This is a genomic window from Intrasporangium sp. (genome assembly GCF_030452765.1).
Taxonomy (GTDB): domain Bacteria; phylum Actinomycetota; class Actinomycetes; order Actinomycetales; family Dermatophilaceae; genus Intrasporangium_A.
This window is the reverse complement of the sequence record NZ_JAKDLO010000113.1, coordinates 1-15149: the sequence shown is the minus strand read 5'-3', so window position 1 is coordinate 15149 and position 15149 is coordinate 1. Positions and strand designations below refer to the sequence as shown.

The following is a 15149-nucleotide window of genomic DNA, read 5'->3' as shown; positions in this document are numbered from 1 at the left end:
CGGACGGCGGAGCGGCATACCCGGGTGGGTGGGCCGAGTTCGTCCAGCCGCGTGGGCTCGCGCGAGCGCAGGCGTGGCAGGCATTCGAGGAGTGCGCCGGGGCCCACGGCTCCCTGGTGGGCCGGGCAAGGCAGCGTCGGGAGTGGGCGGACATGGGCAGAAGGGGGCCCAAGGCCACGAAGGAGCCGGACAAGCACGTTCGCGAGAGACACCGGGCTCGAGCCGACCGGCAGGCGGCCAAGGGCCCCCGCCTCGAGCGAGCCGCCGACCGGCTCGCCGTCGTCGACCAACCCCGCAAGGAGGGGGAGCTGCGCTACTCCATCGCCGAGGGGTGTCCATCGGCCGACATCGTCGCGACCCTTGTCGACGCGGTACTCGACCGCGACGGGTTCAGGCTCGGCCCCGTCAGCGTCACCGTCGCTCCGGCCACTGGGGGCCGCCGATGTCGCCGTAGCACTCGGCATGCGGCGTCTCACCGACGACGCCGACCCCGATGGTGCGCTTCGGGACCGGCGCGGAGGCGTCTGCGCAGAAGGTGACGTTCTTGGCCCGGTCGTTGATGCCGTCGAGGATCGTGCTGCCGGGGATGACGTTCGTCGAGTCGCCCTGCCAGGTCAGCCTCCAGCCCGCCCGCCTGGTTGCCGATGTTGTCGGCGTTGGAGCCCGGCGCCCCCTACTCAGTCACGACCTCAACCGTGCCAAGCCCAAGCGACGTCACGGGTGACCAACCCCGATTCTCCGTCCGCAAGGGCCACCGCGACAACGGAGCCGATTACTCAGTCCTCACGCCACAGCGGGCGGGTGATGCAGGTTGGACCCCCGTCTCCGAGTGCGATGTTGGGGGCGCGCACCTCGTGCACCTCGACACCCGCATCCTGCAGGCGGGCCGACACCTTCGGCGCCGAGTCGAACAGGACGGCCACGTTCTGCGCCACCCCGAGGACGTTGCAACCCTGGGTGTCGTACTCGTCGTCGTCGCAGGAGATCAGGGTCCACTCGTGCTCCTCCAGCCACTCGAGCAGCGCTACTGGCAATGACGGGTGATGCACGACGGCCTTGTCCCGCGCGACCGGGGAGATGAACGACATGAGGTGGGTCACGTAGCTGCGCCCAGGCCCGGCCGCCAGGTCGTAGGAGACGACCGCGATCCCCTCCCTCGCCAGGAGCTCGGACATCTCATCGATCGCCGCGCGATTGGTGCGGAAGCCACGGCCGATCGCCAGCGTGTCCTCGTCCAACCACATCATGTCGCCGCCGTCGGCGTGAGCCGCTGCGCTCAGCCGCCCCAGGATGGGAACCCCGAGCCGTTCGAGGTCCGCCGCCATCGTCGTGGACTCAGCCACCCGAGCCGGCTTGATCTGGTTGAGCACGACGGCGCCGGCGCTGGTGACGAATACAGGGTCGTAGGCGTACACCGCGTCGACCTGACCGTCCACCGGGTCGAGGACATCCACCCGCACGCTCAGGCCCTCCAGCACCTCTATGAATGCCCGGTGCTCGGTGATGAGCTCGCTACTGGGAACGGCCCGCCAGCCGGCGGACGGAAAGTTCCCCACCAGCGTCGGGGTCCGCACGGCCACTCGGCGCAGCCGGGCCGACATCGACCTGACCGAGAAGGTTTGTGTCATTGGCAAACCCTAGCCTTCCAAACCCTCGTCCTCGACGAGCCGACGAACCACCTCGACGTCGTGGCCATCGAGCAGCTCGAGGCCGCCGTGGCCGCCCTTTTCAGGGACGGTGCCCGTGGTCAGCCGCGACGAGAACCTGCTCGGCGGCATACACCTCCTCACGCATCGGTGGTATGTCGCGCACGGCACCGTCACGGCGCAGGTGCTCTGAGACCCGGCGGCGGGCCGTGGCGTCAGGCCAGCCACCGGGGCAGCGCGGCCGCCACGTCGGGATGGTTGAGCAGGGACTGGTGCGTGCCCCGCACCCGGTGGACGATGGCGTCCGGGACGTGGACCCCGCCGCTGCGCCGGAAGGTGGCCGAGCCGACGGGGACCATGAGGTCGCCGACCCCGCGGCTGACGACGGTGTCCGGTCCGGGGGCGGCCGCCGCGGCGACGAAGTGGTGGGCGACGTGCGGCAGCGGTGCCAGCGGGGCGGCGTCGGCGCCCCACTGCCGGTAGAGGTCCCGGCCGAGGTGGTCTGCCTCGCTGGTATGCCCGTGCCGCAGGTCGACGATGCCCGCCGAGCGGGAGTCGAGCAGGTCCGCGAAGGGGCGGGAGGCCTCGGCGACCCGCAGCACCCGGGACCCCAGGTGGGCGGCCCGCTCCAGCGGTGCCCCGAGGTGTGGAGTGCCGAGGGTGACCAGGGTCCGGACCCGGGCGACCCAGGGCATGCCGTCCGCCAGCCCGTGGGCGGCGGCCGACCGAACCACGAGCCCGCCCATCGAGTGGCCCACGAGGTGCATCCGGCGCACCGGCATCGGCCACGCCGCCTCGAGCCGGTCGAGCAGCCCGGCAAGGGCGATGCCGTTCTCCCACACCGGCCGGCCCGAGCTGTACCGGACGAGCACCGGTGTCGCGACTCCCGAGCGTTCGAGGTCCAGCGGGTAGGTCGTCCCCCGTGAACGCTCGCCGTGTCGCCACGACTCGTCGGTCTCGGCGAGGCCGTGTACGAGGACGACGATGTCCGGCCGGATGTGTGGGAATGCGGCGGCAAGGGCCGCCGCCGTCAGCGGCACGTCGCCGGCGGCGGACCGCACCGTGGTCGGCAGGGCGTACGGGTCCGCCTGCCCGGTGAGCCGGTCCCCGCGGTAGGCGTTCACGCTCGCGCGCAGCACCCGGGCTCGCGGCGTGGCCTCGACGGAGCCGCCACCCCCCCGCGCCGCGAGCCGCCGCGCGACGAACCCGCCGGCGCGCAGACCGCCGGAGACCGCGGCGTACACGCCACCTGTCAGGGCCTCCTGGGCGCCGGCGACGAGCCCCACGCCCGGTACCGCCGACGGGAGGAGGGCGTAGGCCCGGTGCAGCGCGTGCCGGTGCACGTCGCGGACGCAGCGCAGGACGACGTCGTCGGCGAGGTCGAGGACAACGGCCGTCGCATCACCGGTGCGCGGAGGCTCGGGCTGGATCACCGTCATGCCCCAGTGTCTCCCACCCAGTGGTGCCGGAGACATCCGAATGCAGTAGCCCGGGACTGCCGTGACGGGACGACGCTCACGGCCCGCACGATTGCCGACGGGAAACCCGGGTACTGACCGTGTGGACCGCAACGAACGAAGGGAGACACCACGATGTCGACGAACGACGGCGCCTACACCTTGCCCGGCCTCAGCCAGCAGGAGGGCAGCCAGGTCGCCACGCTGCTGCAGAAGCGGCTCTGCGCCTACAACGACCTGCACCTGACCCTCAAGCACGTGCACTGGAACGTGGTCGGCCCGAACTTCATCGGCGTGCACGAGATGATCGACCCACAGGTGGAGGCCGTGCGAGGTTTCGCCGATGCGGTGGCCGAGCGGATCGCGGCCCTCGGCGGGTCGCCGCAGGGCACGCCCGGGGCCATCATCCGGGACCGCACGTGGGACGACTACTCGATCGGCCGGGCGGACGCGCAGGCGCACCTGGCTGCGCTCGACGTCGTCTACAACGGTGTGATCACGACCAACCGGCAGGACATCGACGCGCTGGAGAAGCTCGACCTGGTCACCCAGGACCTGCTGATCGATCAGACGGGCCAGCTGGAGCAGTTCCAGTGGTTCGTGCGAGCGCATCTGGAGAGCAGCGCCGGCCGACTCGCCCACGGCGGGGCGACGACCGAGCGGGATGCGGCCGGCGAGGCCACCTCCTGATCCACGGACCGTCGGTCAGCGACCGCTGACTCAGGATGCCTCCAGGCTGCGCAGCCAGGCCCAGACGACCCCGGCCGTCCTGCCCAGTTGCGCCGAGTCGACGACGTGGAGGGTGTCTGCGCGGGAGTGGTATGCCGCATACGGCACCTTCCCGAGACGCGCGACGGGGATACCTACCGCCTCGAAGGACACGTGGTCGCTGGCCTTGTCCCGACAGCCATGGGTCGCGATCCCGGCCCGCCGGGCCGCTGAGCGCATCGTCTCCGCGAGCGCCTCAGTGCCCCGCATGCCCGCGCAGACCGGCACGCTCGATGCCTCCACTCCGACCCGGTCGAGTGCGACCATGCCCCGGATGGCGCGCCGTTCGCTCCGGGACAGGGCTGCGGCATAGTGCCGGGACCCGAAGGCGTAGAGCGTCCCGTTGCCGCCACGGGCCTCCTCACCGCCGAAGGCCACGAGCCGCACCGGCAGACCCGCCGGCTCCTGAGCGAGCATCCGGGCCAGACCGATCAAGACTGCGACTCCGGAGGCGTTGTCCTCGGCTCCCGGGGCCTGCGGGACGGTGTCGAGATGTGCCCCGATCACGACATGCGGTGCCCGGGGGTCGAAGCCGGGTGGGTCGGCAACGACGTTCGTCGTCGTGCCGCTGGAGACCGCGACCCCCCAGGAGACTCCGGCGGGCATGGGCACGGACTGGCGCTGCACCGTGTACCCGGCGTCCTCGAACCGCCGCTGCACATAGGCCGCCGCTCGTGCGTAAGCGCGGCTGACGGCGTCCCGCGGTCCGATCCGCGCGAGAGCGGCGACGTCCTGGTGGGCTGACTTGGTGTCGAAGGAGGCTCGCGCCGGAGTGCGCGAGGGCGTAGCGGGCAGCGAGGTGCTGCCTTCTGCGATCGTGCTGCTGGCCGTCGTTGCGCGGCTACCCGTGGGGCCCGACTCCCCGGTGCCTGGGGTGGGCACGTACGTGGTCGACGCCGGCGGGACCGGCACCGTCCCGGAAGGGGGATCGCTGCTGGGCGGCATACAGCCCAGCAGCGCCAGGCATGCGCCGGCGGCGAGGACGGGCCGGAGACAGGCGGCGGGGCGGGCAGCCATCACGCCACGGTACGCGACGGGCCCGGGCGTGACCTCGCTCGGTGGGACTGGCACGCTGGGATCATGTCCGCCACGACAGTCGTCCTCTTCGGTGCCACGGGTGACCTCGCCCAACGCAAGCTCCTACCCGGTCTGCTGCACCTGCATGAGTCGTGCCTCCTGGCCGGCCTGCGCGTCGTCGCGACCTCGCTCGAGGACCTGACCCGGGAGCAGTTCCTCGAGGTCGTCGTCACGGCGGTCAAGGAACACAGCAGCCATGTTGTGAGCCAGGACGACCTCGCCGAGTTCACCAACCGGATCCACTGGGTTCCGGGCAGTCAGGGCATCGGCGGGCTCAAGGCGGCCGTCGAGGAGTCACATACGATCCTCGGTCCGGACTCGAGGCTGTTGCACTACCTCTCGGTCCCGCCGAAGGCGGCCCTCGCCGTGGTCCACCAGATCGAGCAGGCTGGTCTCGTCCCTGGCTCCCGGATCGTCATGGAGAAGCCGTTCGGCACCGACCTGGCGTCGGCCCGGGAGCTCAACACTGCACTCCACGCGGTCTTCACCGAGGACCAGATCTTCCGGATCGACCACTTCCTCGGCAAGGAGGCGGCCCAGAACATCCTCGCGTTCCGCTTCGCCAATGGTCTCTTCGAGCCGATCTGGCACCGCAACCACATCGACCACGTGCAGATCGACGTCCCGGAGACGCTCGGGCTGGAGCAGCGCGCCGACTTCTACGAGGCGACCGGTGCCTACCGGGACATGGTCGTCACGCACCTGTTCCAGGTGCTCGCCTTCACCGCGATGGAGCCGCCCACCGCTCTGGAGCCGGAGGCGATCAGCGAGGAGAAGAACAAGGTGTTCCGCTCCATGGCACCGATCGACCCGGCCCATGTCGTGCGTGGGCAGTATGTCGGTTACCGCGACAGCGAAGGCGTGGCCCTGGACTCGGAGACGGAGACGTTCGTCGCGCTCAGGTGTTTCGTGGACAACTGGCGCTGGGCCGGGGTTCCGTTCTACCTGCGGACCGGCAAGCGACTGGCCGAGGGGGCGCGGATCATCTCGATCGCCTTCAAGGAGCCGCCGCAGTCGATGTTCCCGCCGGGCTCCGGGGTCGGCGACAACGGGCCGGACCACCTCACCTTCGACCTCGCCGACCGGGCGCGGGTGTCGTTGTCGTTCTACGGAAAGCGACCTGGACCGGGGATGCGGCTCGACAAGCTGTCGATGCAGTTCTCGATGCAGGACACGGACTGGGCCGGGGCGGCCCTCGAGGCCTACGAGCGGCTCATCTACGACGCCGTCCGCGGCGACCACACGCTCTTCACCCGGGCGGAGGGCATCGAGCGGCTGTGGGAGGTCAGCCAACCGCTGCTCGACAACCCCCCACCCGTCCGCCCGTACCGACCCGGGACGTGGGGACCGAACCAGATCCACCAGCTCATCGCGCCGTTCGCGTGGCGTCTCCCGTTCGAGCGGCCCTGGCGGGACCCGAATGCGTATGGCGCCTGAGCCAAGGCGTGAGGATCGACCGAGCGCCAGCGAGGGAGGACCGGAGCGCCGATTCGGCTCAGGCGCCAGAAGGGATGGCGCCTGAGCCTGCTCGATCGACGACCGCGCTCGGCGCACCAGAGATCAGTCGCCGATCTGCTTGTGCACCGCCGCGACGACGTCAAGCGGGCGCTCGAGGTGGACCATGTGTCCCGACTCGACCATCGTCGTCGGCCACGGCAGGTCCGCCGGCGGGGGCAGGATGCGGTCCTGGCTGCCCCAGACGACCCTGACCGGTACGTCCACGCCGGCCAGGAGCCCCCGCAGGTCGATGGCCGAGGTGTCGTCCTCGCCGAGCAGGATGCCGAGCATCGTCTGGAGCGCCTCGGGCACCCCGTCGATGCGCTTGTAGCGCAGCAGGTCCTCGACGATCTGACGGGTCACCGCGGCCGGGTCGGCAAAGAGCCGCTCGACGTAGGGCTTGAGCTGCCGCCGCGACTCGGCGGCTGCGAAGCCGCGCAGGTAGTCCGTGTCGACACCCTCGCTCGCCCCGGCGGGCGCCAGCAGGGTGAGGGAGGCGACCCGGGCCGGCTCCCGGCGCGCTGCCGCGGCGACCACGGCACCGCCGAGTGAGTGGCCGACCAGATGGGCGCGCTCGATCCCGAGCTCGGACAGCAGGCCGAGCACGACCCCGGCCAGCGAGTCGAGGCTCGCCCCGTCGACCTCCTTGTCCGACGCGCCGTGGCCCGGCAGGTCGAGGGCCACGACCCGGCGTCCGGCCGACAACGGCTCCTCGACGAAGAGCCACGAGGCCTTGTCACCACCGTAGCCGTGGACCAGGACGATGCTCTCCCCCGCCGCGTCGTCGGGCCCGAGCGTCTCGTAGGAGATCCGGTGCCCGTCGACGACGGTCGTGGCCGCCACCGGCCCGGCCTCCGCCTCGACGGTGCCGGCCGCGATGGCCGCCCTGATCTCCTCGACCAGCACGTCGAGCTCGGCGTCGGTGACATCCGCGTCCGCGACCAGGGCAAGCGTCGCGCCGACCGGCAGGTCCTCGCTGGTCTCCCCGATGAGCCGCCGGATCGTGCCGTCGACGGGGGACTCGACCGACCCGGCGATCTTGTCGGTGTCGACGTCGACGATCTCGTCTCCCTTGCTCACCTGGTCGCCCTCGTTGACGAGCCAGGCCATGACCTTGCCGGTGGTCATGGACAGGCCCCACTTGGGCATCGTGATCTGCTTGATCCGCTCGTCAGTCATCTCGCCTCCCCTTCGCCGCTGCTGCTCATGCCCCGTACTCGCTTGCCAGCTTGACCGCCCCGACGATGCGCTGCACGTCGGGGATGTAGAGATCCTCCAGAGCGTCCGTGAAGGGCACCGGCGTGTGCGGCGCTGTCACCATCTGGATCGGTGCCTGCAGCGAGCCGAAGGCCTCCTGGGCGACGATGCCGGCGATGTCGGTCGCGAGCGAGCAGCGGGGCGTCGACTCGTCGACGATGACGAGCCGGCCGGTGTTCTCGACCGACTCGAGGATGGTGTCGGTGTCGAGCGGGCTCGTCGTCCGCGGGTCGATGACCTCGCACTCGACCCCGCCCTGGGCGAGCTCGTCGGCCGCCTCGGACGACCGCCCGACCATGCGCCCGAACGCGACGATGGTCACGTCGTCGCCGTCGCGCACGATGTTCGCCTCGCCGAACGGGATGGCGTAGCTGTCCTCGGGGACTTCCCCGGCGACGTCGTACAGCATCTTGTGCTCGGCGAAGATGACCGGGTCGTCATCGCGGATCGCCGCGATCAGCAGGCCCTTCGCGTCATACGGGGTGGACGGGACGGCGACCTTGAGACCCGGGATGTGGGTGAAGACCGGCAGGAGCGACTGGGAGTGCTGCGCCGCCGCCCGCAGCCCGGCCCCCCACATCGTGCGGATGACGACCGGCGTGAGCGCCTTGCCCCCGAACATGTACCGGAACTTGGCCGCCTGGTTGTAGATCTGGTCGAAGCAGACGCCCATGAAGTCGATGAACATCAGCTCGGCGACCGGCCGCATGCCACCGGTCGCCGCGCCGACGGCGGCGCCGATGAAGGCCGACTCGGAGATCGGCGTGTCGAGCACCCGGCCGGGATACTTCCCGTGCAGTCCCTTCGTGACGCCGAGCACGCCGCCCCAGGCGTCCTCCTGGCCCGGCGCGCCCTCGCCGCCTGCGTTGTCCTCGCCCATGACGATGACCCGCTCGTCGCGGGCCATCTCCTGTGCGAGCGCCTCGTTGATCGCCTCGCGGTAGGTGATGCTGCGTGCCATGTCGATCCTCCTCAGTACGAGACGTAGACGTCGGTGGTCAGGTCGGCCTCGCCGGGTGCCGGCGCGGCCTTGGCGGCGGTGACGGCCTCCTCGATGAGGGTTGCGACCTCCTGGTCGACGGCGGCGAGCTGCTCAGGGGTCAGCTGCCCCGACCGGGTCACCGTGTCGCGGAACTTCAGCAGGCAGTCGAGGTCTCGGCGGGCATCGGCCACCTCAGTGCCTCGGTACAGCTGCTGGTCACCCTCGAAGTGGCCGAAGTAGCGGGTGAACTTCACCTCGATGAGGGTGGGCCCGGCGCCGGCCCGGGCCCGTGCCACCGCCTCGCCCGCCACCTCGTGGACGGCGAAGAAGTCGAACCCGTCGACGATGACCCCCGGCATGCCGAACGCGGCCGCCCGGTCGGCGATGTCGTCGGTGGCGACCGACCACGACGCCGACGTGGCCTCGGCGTAGCCGTTGTTCTCGGCGACGAAGATCGCCGGCAGGTTCCACACCGTGGCCAGGTTGAGGGACTCCAGTGTGGTGCCCTGGTTGGAGGCGCCGTCGCCGAAGAAGGCCACGGCCACCCCGCCGTCGCCCTTGAACTTCGACGCGAGGGCCCGCCCGCAGATCAGCGGTGGACCACCGCCGACGATGCCGTTGGCGCCGAGCATCCCCTTGGACAGGTCGGCGATGTGCATCGAGCCGCCCTTGCCCCGGCAGGAACCCGTGGACTTGCCGTAGATCTCCGCCATCATGGCGACGACATCGACGCCCTTGGCGATGCAGTGGCCGTGGCCCCGGTGCGTCGAGGCGATGGCATCCCGGTCGTCGAGGTGGCTGCAGATGGCCGCCGCCGAGGCCTCCTCGCCGGCGTAGAGATGGACGAACCCGGGGATGTCCCCGGTTGCGAACTCCTCGTGGACGCGCTCCTCGAACTCCCGGATCGTGCGCATGACCCGGTAGGCCTCGAGCAACCGCCCGGGGGTGAGCTGGGCCGCGCTCTGGTCCGTGGCGACGGTACTACTCATGTGTCCGCCCTCCGTTTCCTCTCGTTGCGAAACTGCTTTCCTGTGCTTGCGCGTGGCGCGTCAGGCGCCGTCAGATGTCACGTATGCCGTCCACCGCGGTCACCGCGTCACCCGCGGGCACGTCGAGCCGGCCGAGCTCACCGGCTGCACCGAGCGCGGCTGCCACGTCGAGGATGAGCGGGCCGTCGGCGGTCAGCGTCACGGTGGCGAGGTCACCGGGGCCCAGCTCGATCTCCCGCTCCCCGTCGACGGCGATCGTGCCGCGGTCGACCGCCACGGGGTGCTCCGCACCGATCAGCAGCGGCACGACCCCGGCCACCCCGACCCGCGAGACGAGACCCGGGGCCAGGGGAGCGAGCACCTGCCGCGGGGCGTCGGGAGACAGGCAGACTCGCACCCCACCGGGGGATCGGCGCGGCACGGGGTGGACGATCCCGGCGATGGAGCTGAGGCCGATCGCGTGGGGCTCGGCGAAGGCACAGTAGAGCTCGCGCAGGGTCTCCGGTTGCCAGACGGCCTTCGCCCCGACGTGCGCCATGGATGCGACGCAGACGTCGACGAGGGCGATCTCCTCCCGTTGGCCCGACCGCACCCGCAGCGCCTTCGCCCGGTAGGTCGCCTCGGCGGCGTCGAGGGCGCCCACGGTGACGAGCCCCGCGGCGATCCCGGCGACGGTGGCCTCCCACACGTGCGGGAAGGCGTTGTTCGTCCCGGTCGACAGGGGCAGCAGCGGCACCAGGTCGCTCGAGCCGGCCGCCGCGCGCACCGTGCCGTCTCCGCCGAGCACGACGAGCACCCGCGCCCCGAGCGAGGCCATGCGTCGCACGAGCTCGGTCGTGTCCTGCGCCGTCCCGGTGTACGAGTCGAGCTCGACGAACTCCACGTCCGCCCCGACGAGACCGCCACGGCCCCGATCGGCATCGAGCCGGCGACGCACCTCCCGGGCCACCCCCATGGTGTCGGTCGACAGGAGGACCCGTCCGACCCCGACGGCCCCGGCGGCCCGGACGAGACGCTGGACCATGCTCGCCTTCTCGGTGTTGGGGAAGACGGAGGCGTGCGCGACGAGCCGCCGGATGTCCCTGCCGGACATCGGGTTGGCCACGATGGCGAGTGACGGCGCTGCCACCCTCCCATTCCCGCACCCTTGCGGCCCGCGGGCAAGGGTTGCAGCCACGTTGCAGTCGGCGGACATCCCCGAGCTCCGGCTGGGTCAGTCAGCCGGGTCCAGGGCGACCTGGGGCGCGAAGCGGTACGGCCTGGCCAGCATCAGCCCACCGAGCACGCGACGCAGCCGGGCCACCTCGGCACGGACCGTCACGACCCGCGTCGCGTCGCCGTAGACGGCGTCCGCGAGCCCGGCGGCATCCAGACCCTCCGGGTGGCGACCCAGCGCGGTGACGATGTCGACGTGGCGCGGCGAGATGGCCTGCTCCCAGCGCAGCTCGCCCCGGGGTCCCACGGTTGTGACGTGCAGCCGTGCCCGTTGGCCGTCGTTGGCAAGCCGCAGGCGGACGACGGACCGGTCCAGCCCGGTGCCGGCGCGCAGGAGCCAGCCGCCGGGCACCGGCTCGGGCCAGCACGCACCGATCCCGCCCAGGGCCATCGGCTGACCGGCCTCGGGCGCCGCGACCCGGTCCCGCGGCGGCATTCCCGAGACTGCCGCCACCCAACCCTCGTCGTCGACAACCAGGCCGGGGCCGTCGATGCGCGCGAGGATCGGCGCGGCCACCTGACGCAGGGCGGTGAGTCGCTGCTCGTGGGCACACCACAGGGTCGACTCCGCGAGCCGTGCCGCGGTGGAGACCAGCGCCATCGTCATCGGGTGGAACGTCGCGGCCGGCCCGGACACGTTCACGATCCCGAGCAGGGTGCCCGTGTGGGGGTCGCGGACCGGGCTGGCCGCGCACGTCCAGGCGTGATGGCTCTTGACGAAGTGCTCGGCCGCGAACAGCTGGGTCGGGGCGTCGTCGGCCAGGGCGGTGCCGATCGCGTTGGTGCCGACGCTCCGCTCGGACCAGCGGGCGCCGATGGTGAAGCCCAGCCGGTCGGCGCGGTGCTTGACCGGGTTGGACGCCTCGCGCCACAGCACGACCGCGTCGGGGTCGGTGATGATCATGACCTGCTGGGCCTCGCCTGCCCCGGCCGTGAGCGATGCCCGCAGCACGCCGACGACGGGCTCGAGGCCGGACGCGCGTCGACGCCGTTCGACCTCGTCGACAGCGAGCGGCTCCGGCGCCTGCCCCTGCTCAGGGTCGACGCCGAGCGCCCGGGTCCGCTCCCACGAGCGCACCACGAGGTCACGCACGGGCAGCTGGGGCCGGTCACCGGACTGGGTCTCCAGCCAGGACGCCCACCCGTGGGTCAGCTGCAGGGCTCGGGCGCGTAGCGAGCCGTCGAGGAGAGCGCCGTCAGCGGGATGCACGGCACCCCTCCTTCCCGGCGACCGGGCCCCGGCCGCCACGGGTGGCGGTGGTGACCAGCGTAGACGCCGGGCGGTCCCCCGGCCAGCTCGTGGTGGCCGGCCCGGACGGATGAGAAGCGGGTATGCCGCCCACCGCAGGCCCAGCGGCATACCCACTGGCGTCGGGTGGCCGGGTCACTCACCGGGATAGGTGACCCCGACCTGCCGGCGCACCTCGTCCATCGTCTGCATGACCCGGAGTGTCGCCGCGTGCGGCATCGACTCCGTCGCGAGCCGGCCCGAGACGAGACCGCGCGCGAACTCGGCTGCCTCGTAGGCGAATCCGTGGGCATGTGAGGCGGGGCCCCCATCTCGTTCGTCGAGCACGGTGCCGTCCGGCGCCCGCCACCGGATGGTCGTCGGGGCGTAGAAGCGACCCTCGAGCTCGAGCCGCCCGAGCGTCCCGGTCACCGTGGCGGTGCACGGGCCTGCCGCGAGCATCGAGGCCGAGAGGACCGCCTGGGCTCCGCCGGCGTGGCTGAGCACGATGGCGGTCGTCGCGTCGACGCCGCGCTCGGTCAGCGTCGCCCGGGCCGTCACGCCGCTCGGCCGGCCGAGCAGGTGGTCGGCGAAGCTGACCGGGTAGACGCCGAGGTCGAGCAGCGCGCCCCCGGCGAGCTCCGGCGCGGCGAGGCGGGGCGGGCCGCCGGGGTGCAGGCGCTGCGAGTGGTCGGCGACGATGTGGACGACCTCGCCGACCAGTCCGTCGGTCACGGCCCGGCGCACGACGTCGTAGTGCGGCAGGTAGCGGCTCCACATCGCCTCGGCGACGAGCAGACCTGCCCGGCGTGCGGTCTCGATGACCTCCCTCGCCTCGGGAGCGTTGCGGGTGAAGGCCTTCTCGACGAGCACCGGCTTGCCGGCCTGCAGCGCCAGGATCGCGTGCGCATGGTGCTCGGAGTGTGGCGAGCTGACGTGGACCGCATCGACCCGGTCGTCGCGAACGAGGTCGGCGTAGCTGCCGTGGGCTCGCTCGATACCGAAGTCCTGGGCGAAGGCCCGCGCACGCTGCGCGTCACGGGAGCCGACGGCCACGACGACCGACGTGGTGCCCTGCCGGACGGCGGCGGCGAAGGCTCGTGCGATCCCGCCGGGCCCGAGGATGCCCCAGCGGATCGCGGGTGCGTCCCGTGGGTCGGCAACCCGGGGTGCGGGCAGTGCCGCGGGCCGCGGACCGGTCGAGTCGGCCGTCATCCCCGCACGTCCCACAGATGATGCCTCAGGTCATGGAGGAAGTAGGCCCCCAGCGTGTGGCAGGTGAACTCGGACCCGTTGCTGCGCAGCGCCGGCCAGTCCCACTGCGCGCCATGCGGTCGCTCGAAGGCATCGGCGGCGAGGCCGAGCGCGGCCGTGAGCTCGCCGCGCACCGTCACCGGGTCGGACCGCCAGTACCGTTCCTGGGCGGCGGCCGCGTCCTGGTCCCAGTCGGCGAAGCGCACCGTCCGGCGCCCGTCGCCCGAGAGGATCTGTTCGAGCCGACCTCGCATGACGTCGCACACGTCCCGGACGTGGCAGCAGTACTCGAGCGGGGACCACACCCCGGCCGACGGCCTGCGAGCCACGTCGTCGCGACCCAGCACGGCGGCATACCGCTGCCCCATCTCACGGATCACGCTCGCGAAGCCGGGCGGGCCGACCTGGTCCGGGTCGAACCCGCAGTCGGGGCAGCGTCTCGTCAGCACCCATGTCCAGTCCGCGGTATCCGGGGTCGCAGGCCCCGGATCGGTCAGCTCGTCGGGATCAGGCACCATGGCGCCACTGTAGGACCGGGAGGGGCGCGCAGCACACGCTCGGCTAACGTGGTGCGGTGCTCAGCGAGTGGTTGCCCTGGATCGTCGTCGGTGGGGTCGTCATCCTCGGTACCACCGCCGCGGTGCTGCTCGGGGGAGCGGCACCGCCCCCCCTGTCCGGCAAAGGAGTTCGCCGGCGCCGCCCGCGCCACGACCAGTTCCGTCCGGACGACCCCCCCGAGCAGCCGGTCAGGCACGCCGCGATCGTGCTCAACCCGACCAAGGTGCCGGGCGCGTCCGACCTGCGGGGCGAGGTGCGGCGGATCTGCAATGCCGAGGGATGGGGGGAGCCGCGCTTCTACGAGACGACCGTCGAGGACCCCGGCGCGGGGCAGGCCCGACTTGCCGCGGCCGACGGGGCAGCCGTCGTGTGCAGCTTCGGCGGCGACGGCACGGTCCGGTCGGTCGCCTCGGCACTCATCGGGACGCAGACGCCGCTCGGGGTCCTACCGGCCGGCACCGGCAACCTGCTCGCCCGCAACCTCGACGTGCCGGTCGGCTCGCTCGATGCCGCAGTCCGCGTGGCGCTCAGCGGGCGTGACCGCCGCATCGACGTCGGCGAGCTCGTCCTCGGGTCGACGGAGAGTCCGGCGACAGCCCCGGGTCGGTCGAGCGCCGACGAGCCGGGGACCCGGCCTGGGAGCGAGTCGGAGCCGGCCGAGTCGGAGCCGGCCGAACCGCAGCGTCACCACTTCCTCGTCATGACCGGCATCGGCATGGATGCGGCGATCATGCAGGGCACGAACGAGAACCTCAAGGCGACCGTGGGGTGGGGCGCCTATGTCGTCTCCGGGATCAAGCATCTCGTCTCCCCCGAGTTCCGGGCCACGTTCTGGCTCGACGCCGACCCCGGTTTCCGGCGCCGGGCGCGGGCCGTCATCGTCGGCAACTGCGGTCGGCTGCTCGGCGGCCTCGTCCTCATGCCGGATGCCCGGGTCGATGACGGGAGGCTCGACGTCGTCATCGCCTCGCCCAAGGGATTCGTCGGCTGGGCTCCGGTCATCGCGCGAGCGGTGACGCGGCGGCGCAAGGGCCACCCGACGCTCGACCACGAGGTCTGTGGGCAGATCCGGGTGCACACCGACCGGCCGTTGCCCGTCCAGATCGACGGCGACGTCGTGGCCGAGTCGAGTGACATCACCGCCCGGGTCCTGCCCGCGTCGCTGACCGTCCGGGTCGCGCACAACTCCTGAACCACCGCCAGGGATTCGGTTGGCGGGAC

At 72.0% G+C, this 15149-nt stretch carries 13 protein-coding genes and 1 pseudogene; 4 read left to right on the top strand and 10 right to left on the bottom strand.

The features are described from left to right. Positions 1–539, top strand: a pseudogene (locus L0H79_RS14285) (hypothetical protein); the annotation flags it as partial. Between the two features lie 237 nt (positions 540–776). On the opposite strand, the gene L0H79_RS14280 reads toward L0H79_RS14285, so the two are convergent. Both L0H79_RS14280 and L0H79_RS14275 read right to left on the bottom strand, forming a co-directional pair. After that, on the bottom strand, positions 777–1628 hold the full coding sequence (locus L0H79_RS14280; RefSeq protein ID WP_301485298.1) for a dimethylarginine dimethylaminohydrolase family protein: 852 nt from the start codon (positions 1626–1628) through the stop codon (positions 777–779). A gap of 233 nt (positions 1629–1861) precedes the next feature. Then, positions 1862–3085 (bottom strand): triacylglycerol lipase, encoded by a 1224-nt coding sequence (locus tag L0H79_RS14275; protein WP_301485296.1) that lies wholly within the window; start codon positions 3083–3085, stop codon positions 1862–1864. Between the two features lie 153 nt (positions 3086–3238). On the opposite strand from L0H79_RS14275, the gene L0H79_RS14270 reads away from it, so the two are divergent. Continuing rightward, complete coding sequence (locus L0H79_RS14270) at positions 3239–3793, top strand: Dps family protein (RefSeq protein ID WP_301485295.1); 555 nt, start codon at positions 3239–3241, stop codon at positions 3791–3793. Between the two features lie 30 nt (positions 3794–3823). Here the strand turns inward: L0H79_RS14270 and L0H79_RS14265 are convergent, their stop codons facing one another. Further along, positions 3824–4888: a M28 family metallopeptidase gene (locus L0H79_RS14265; RefSeq protein ID WP_301485294.1), complete on the bottom strand. Its 1065-nt coding sequence runs from the start codon at positions 4886–4888 to the stop codon at positions 3824–3826. A 63-nt stretch (positions 4889–4951) separates the two neighbouring features. Between L0H79_RS14265 and zwf the strand changes: the two genes are divergently transcribed. Beyond that, the gene (zwf, locus tag L0H79_RS14260) at positions 4952–6385 is read left to right on the top strand and encodes a glucose-6-phosphate dehydrogenase (RefSeq protein WP_301485293.1); all 1434 of its coding nucleotides are present in this window, start codon (positions 4952–4954) and stop codon (positions 6383–6385) included. Between the two features lie 123 nt (positions 6386–6508). Here the strand turns inward: zwf and L0H79_RS14255 are convergent, their stop codons facing one another. The 7 genes from L0H79_RS14255 to L0H79_RS14225 all read right to left on the bottom strand — a co-directional run bounded on the left by L0H79_RS14255 (position 6509) and on the right by L0H79_RS14225 (position 13888). After that, positions 6509–7624 carry an acetoin dehydrogenase dihydrolipoyllysine-residue acetyltransferase subunit gene (locus L0H79_RS14255; RefSeq protein WP_301485292.1) on the bottom strand — a complete coding sequence of 372 codons (1116 nt, stop codon included), beginning with the start codon at positions 7622–7624 and terminating at the stop codon, positions 6509–6511. 25 nt (positions 7625–7649) lie between these two features. Next, the gene (locus L0H79_RS14250) at positions 7650–8663 is read right to left on the bottom strand and encodes an alpha-ketoacid dehydrogenase subunit beta (protein WP_301485291.1); all 1014 of its coding nucleotides are present in this window, start codon (positions 8661–8663) and stop codon (positions 7650–7652) included. An 11-nt stretch (positions 8664–8674) separates the two neighbouring features. Continuing rightward, entirely contained in the window at positions 8675–9673 is a 999-nt protein-coding gene (locus L0H79_RS14245; RefSeq protein ID WP_301485290.1) for a thiamine pyrophosphate-dependent dehydrogenase E1 component subunit alpha, read from the bottom strand. Positions 9674–9743: 70 nt separating this feature from the next. Further along, positions 9744–10802, bottom strand: a complete 1059-nt coding sequence (locus L0H79_RS14240) for an ATP-NAD kinase family protein (protein ID WP_301485289.1) — start codon at positions 10800–10802, stop codon at positions 9744–9746. An 84-nt stretch (positions 10803–10886) separates the two neighbouring features. Further along, positions 10887–12098 carry a GAF domain-containing protein gene (locus tag L0H79_RS14235; RefSeq protein WP_301485288.1) on the bottom strand — a complete coding sequence of 404 codons (1212 nt, stop codon included), beginning with the start codon at positions 12096–12098 and terminating at the stop codon, positions 10887–10889. A gap of 174 nt (positions 12099–12272) precedes the next feature. Continuing rightward, complete coding sequence (locus tag L0H79_RS14230; RefSeq protein ID WP_301485287.1) at positions 12273–13331, bottom strand: Gfo/Idh/MocA family protein; 1059 nt, start codon at positions 13329–13331, stop codon at positions 12273–12275. Further along, positions 13328–13888, bottom strand: a complete 561-nt coding sequence (locus tag L0H79_RS14225) for a DinB family protein (RefSeq protein ID WP_301485286.1) — start codon at positions 13886–13888, stop codon at positions 13328–13330. The genes L0H79_RS14230 and L0H79_RS14225 overlap by 4 nt, the downstream gene beginning before the upstream one ends. 56 nt (positions 13889–13944) lie before the next feature. Here L0H79_RS14225 and L0H79_RS14220 point away from each other — a divergent pair, with 56 nt between their 5' ends. Continuing rightward, complete coding sequence (locus tag L0H79_RS14220; RefSeq protein ID WP_301485285.1) at positions 13945–15120, top strand: diacylglycerol kinase family protein; 1176 nt, start codon at positions 13945–13947, stop codon at positions 15118–15120. Positions 15121–15149 lie beyond the last annotated feature (29 nt).

Coding starts and splice junctions, on each gene's coding strand:
- L0H79_RS14280 (WP_301485298.1), bottom strand. CDS start 1,628: ATGACACAAACCTTCTCGGTCAGGTCGATGTCGGCCCGGCTGCGCCGA.
- L0H79_RS14275 (WP_301485296.1), bottom strand. CDS start 3,085: ATGACGGTGATCCAGCCCGAGCCTCCGCGCACCGGTGATGCGACGGCC.
- L0H79_RS14270 (WP_301485295.1), top strand. CDS start 3,239: ATGTCGACGAACGACGGCGCCTACACCTTGCCCGGCCTCAGCCAGCAG.
- L0H79_RS14265 (WP_301485294.1), bottom strand. CDS start 4,888: ATGGCTGCCCGCCCCGCCGCCTGTCTCCGGCCCGTCCTCGCCGCCGGC.
- zwf (WP_301485293.1), top strand. CDS start 4,952: ATGTCCGCCACGACAGTCGTCCTCTTCGGTGCCACGGGTGACCTCGCC.
- L0H79_RS14255 (WP_301485292.1), bottom strand. CDS start 7,624: ATGACTGACGAGCGGATCAAGCAGATCACGATGCCCAAGTGGGGCCTG.
- L0H79_RS14250 (WP_301485291.1), bottom strand. CDS start 8,663: ATGGCACGCAGCATCACCTACCGCGAGGCGATCAACGAGGCGCTCGCA.
- L0H79_RS14245 (WP_301485290.1), bottom strand. CDS start 9,673: ATGAGTAGTACCGTCGCCACGGACCAGAGCGCGGCCCAGCTCACCCCC.
- L0H79_RS14230 (WP_301485287.1), bottom strand. CDS start 13,331: ATGACGGCCGACTCGACCGGTCCGCGGCCCGCGGCACTGCCCGCACCC.
- L0H79_RS14225 (WP_301485286.1), bottom strand. CDS start 13,888: ATGGTGCCTGATCCCGACGAGCTGACCGATCCGGGGCCTGCGACCCCG.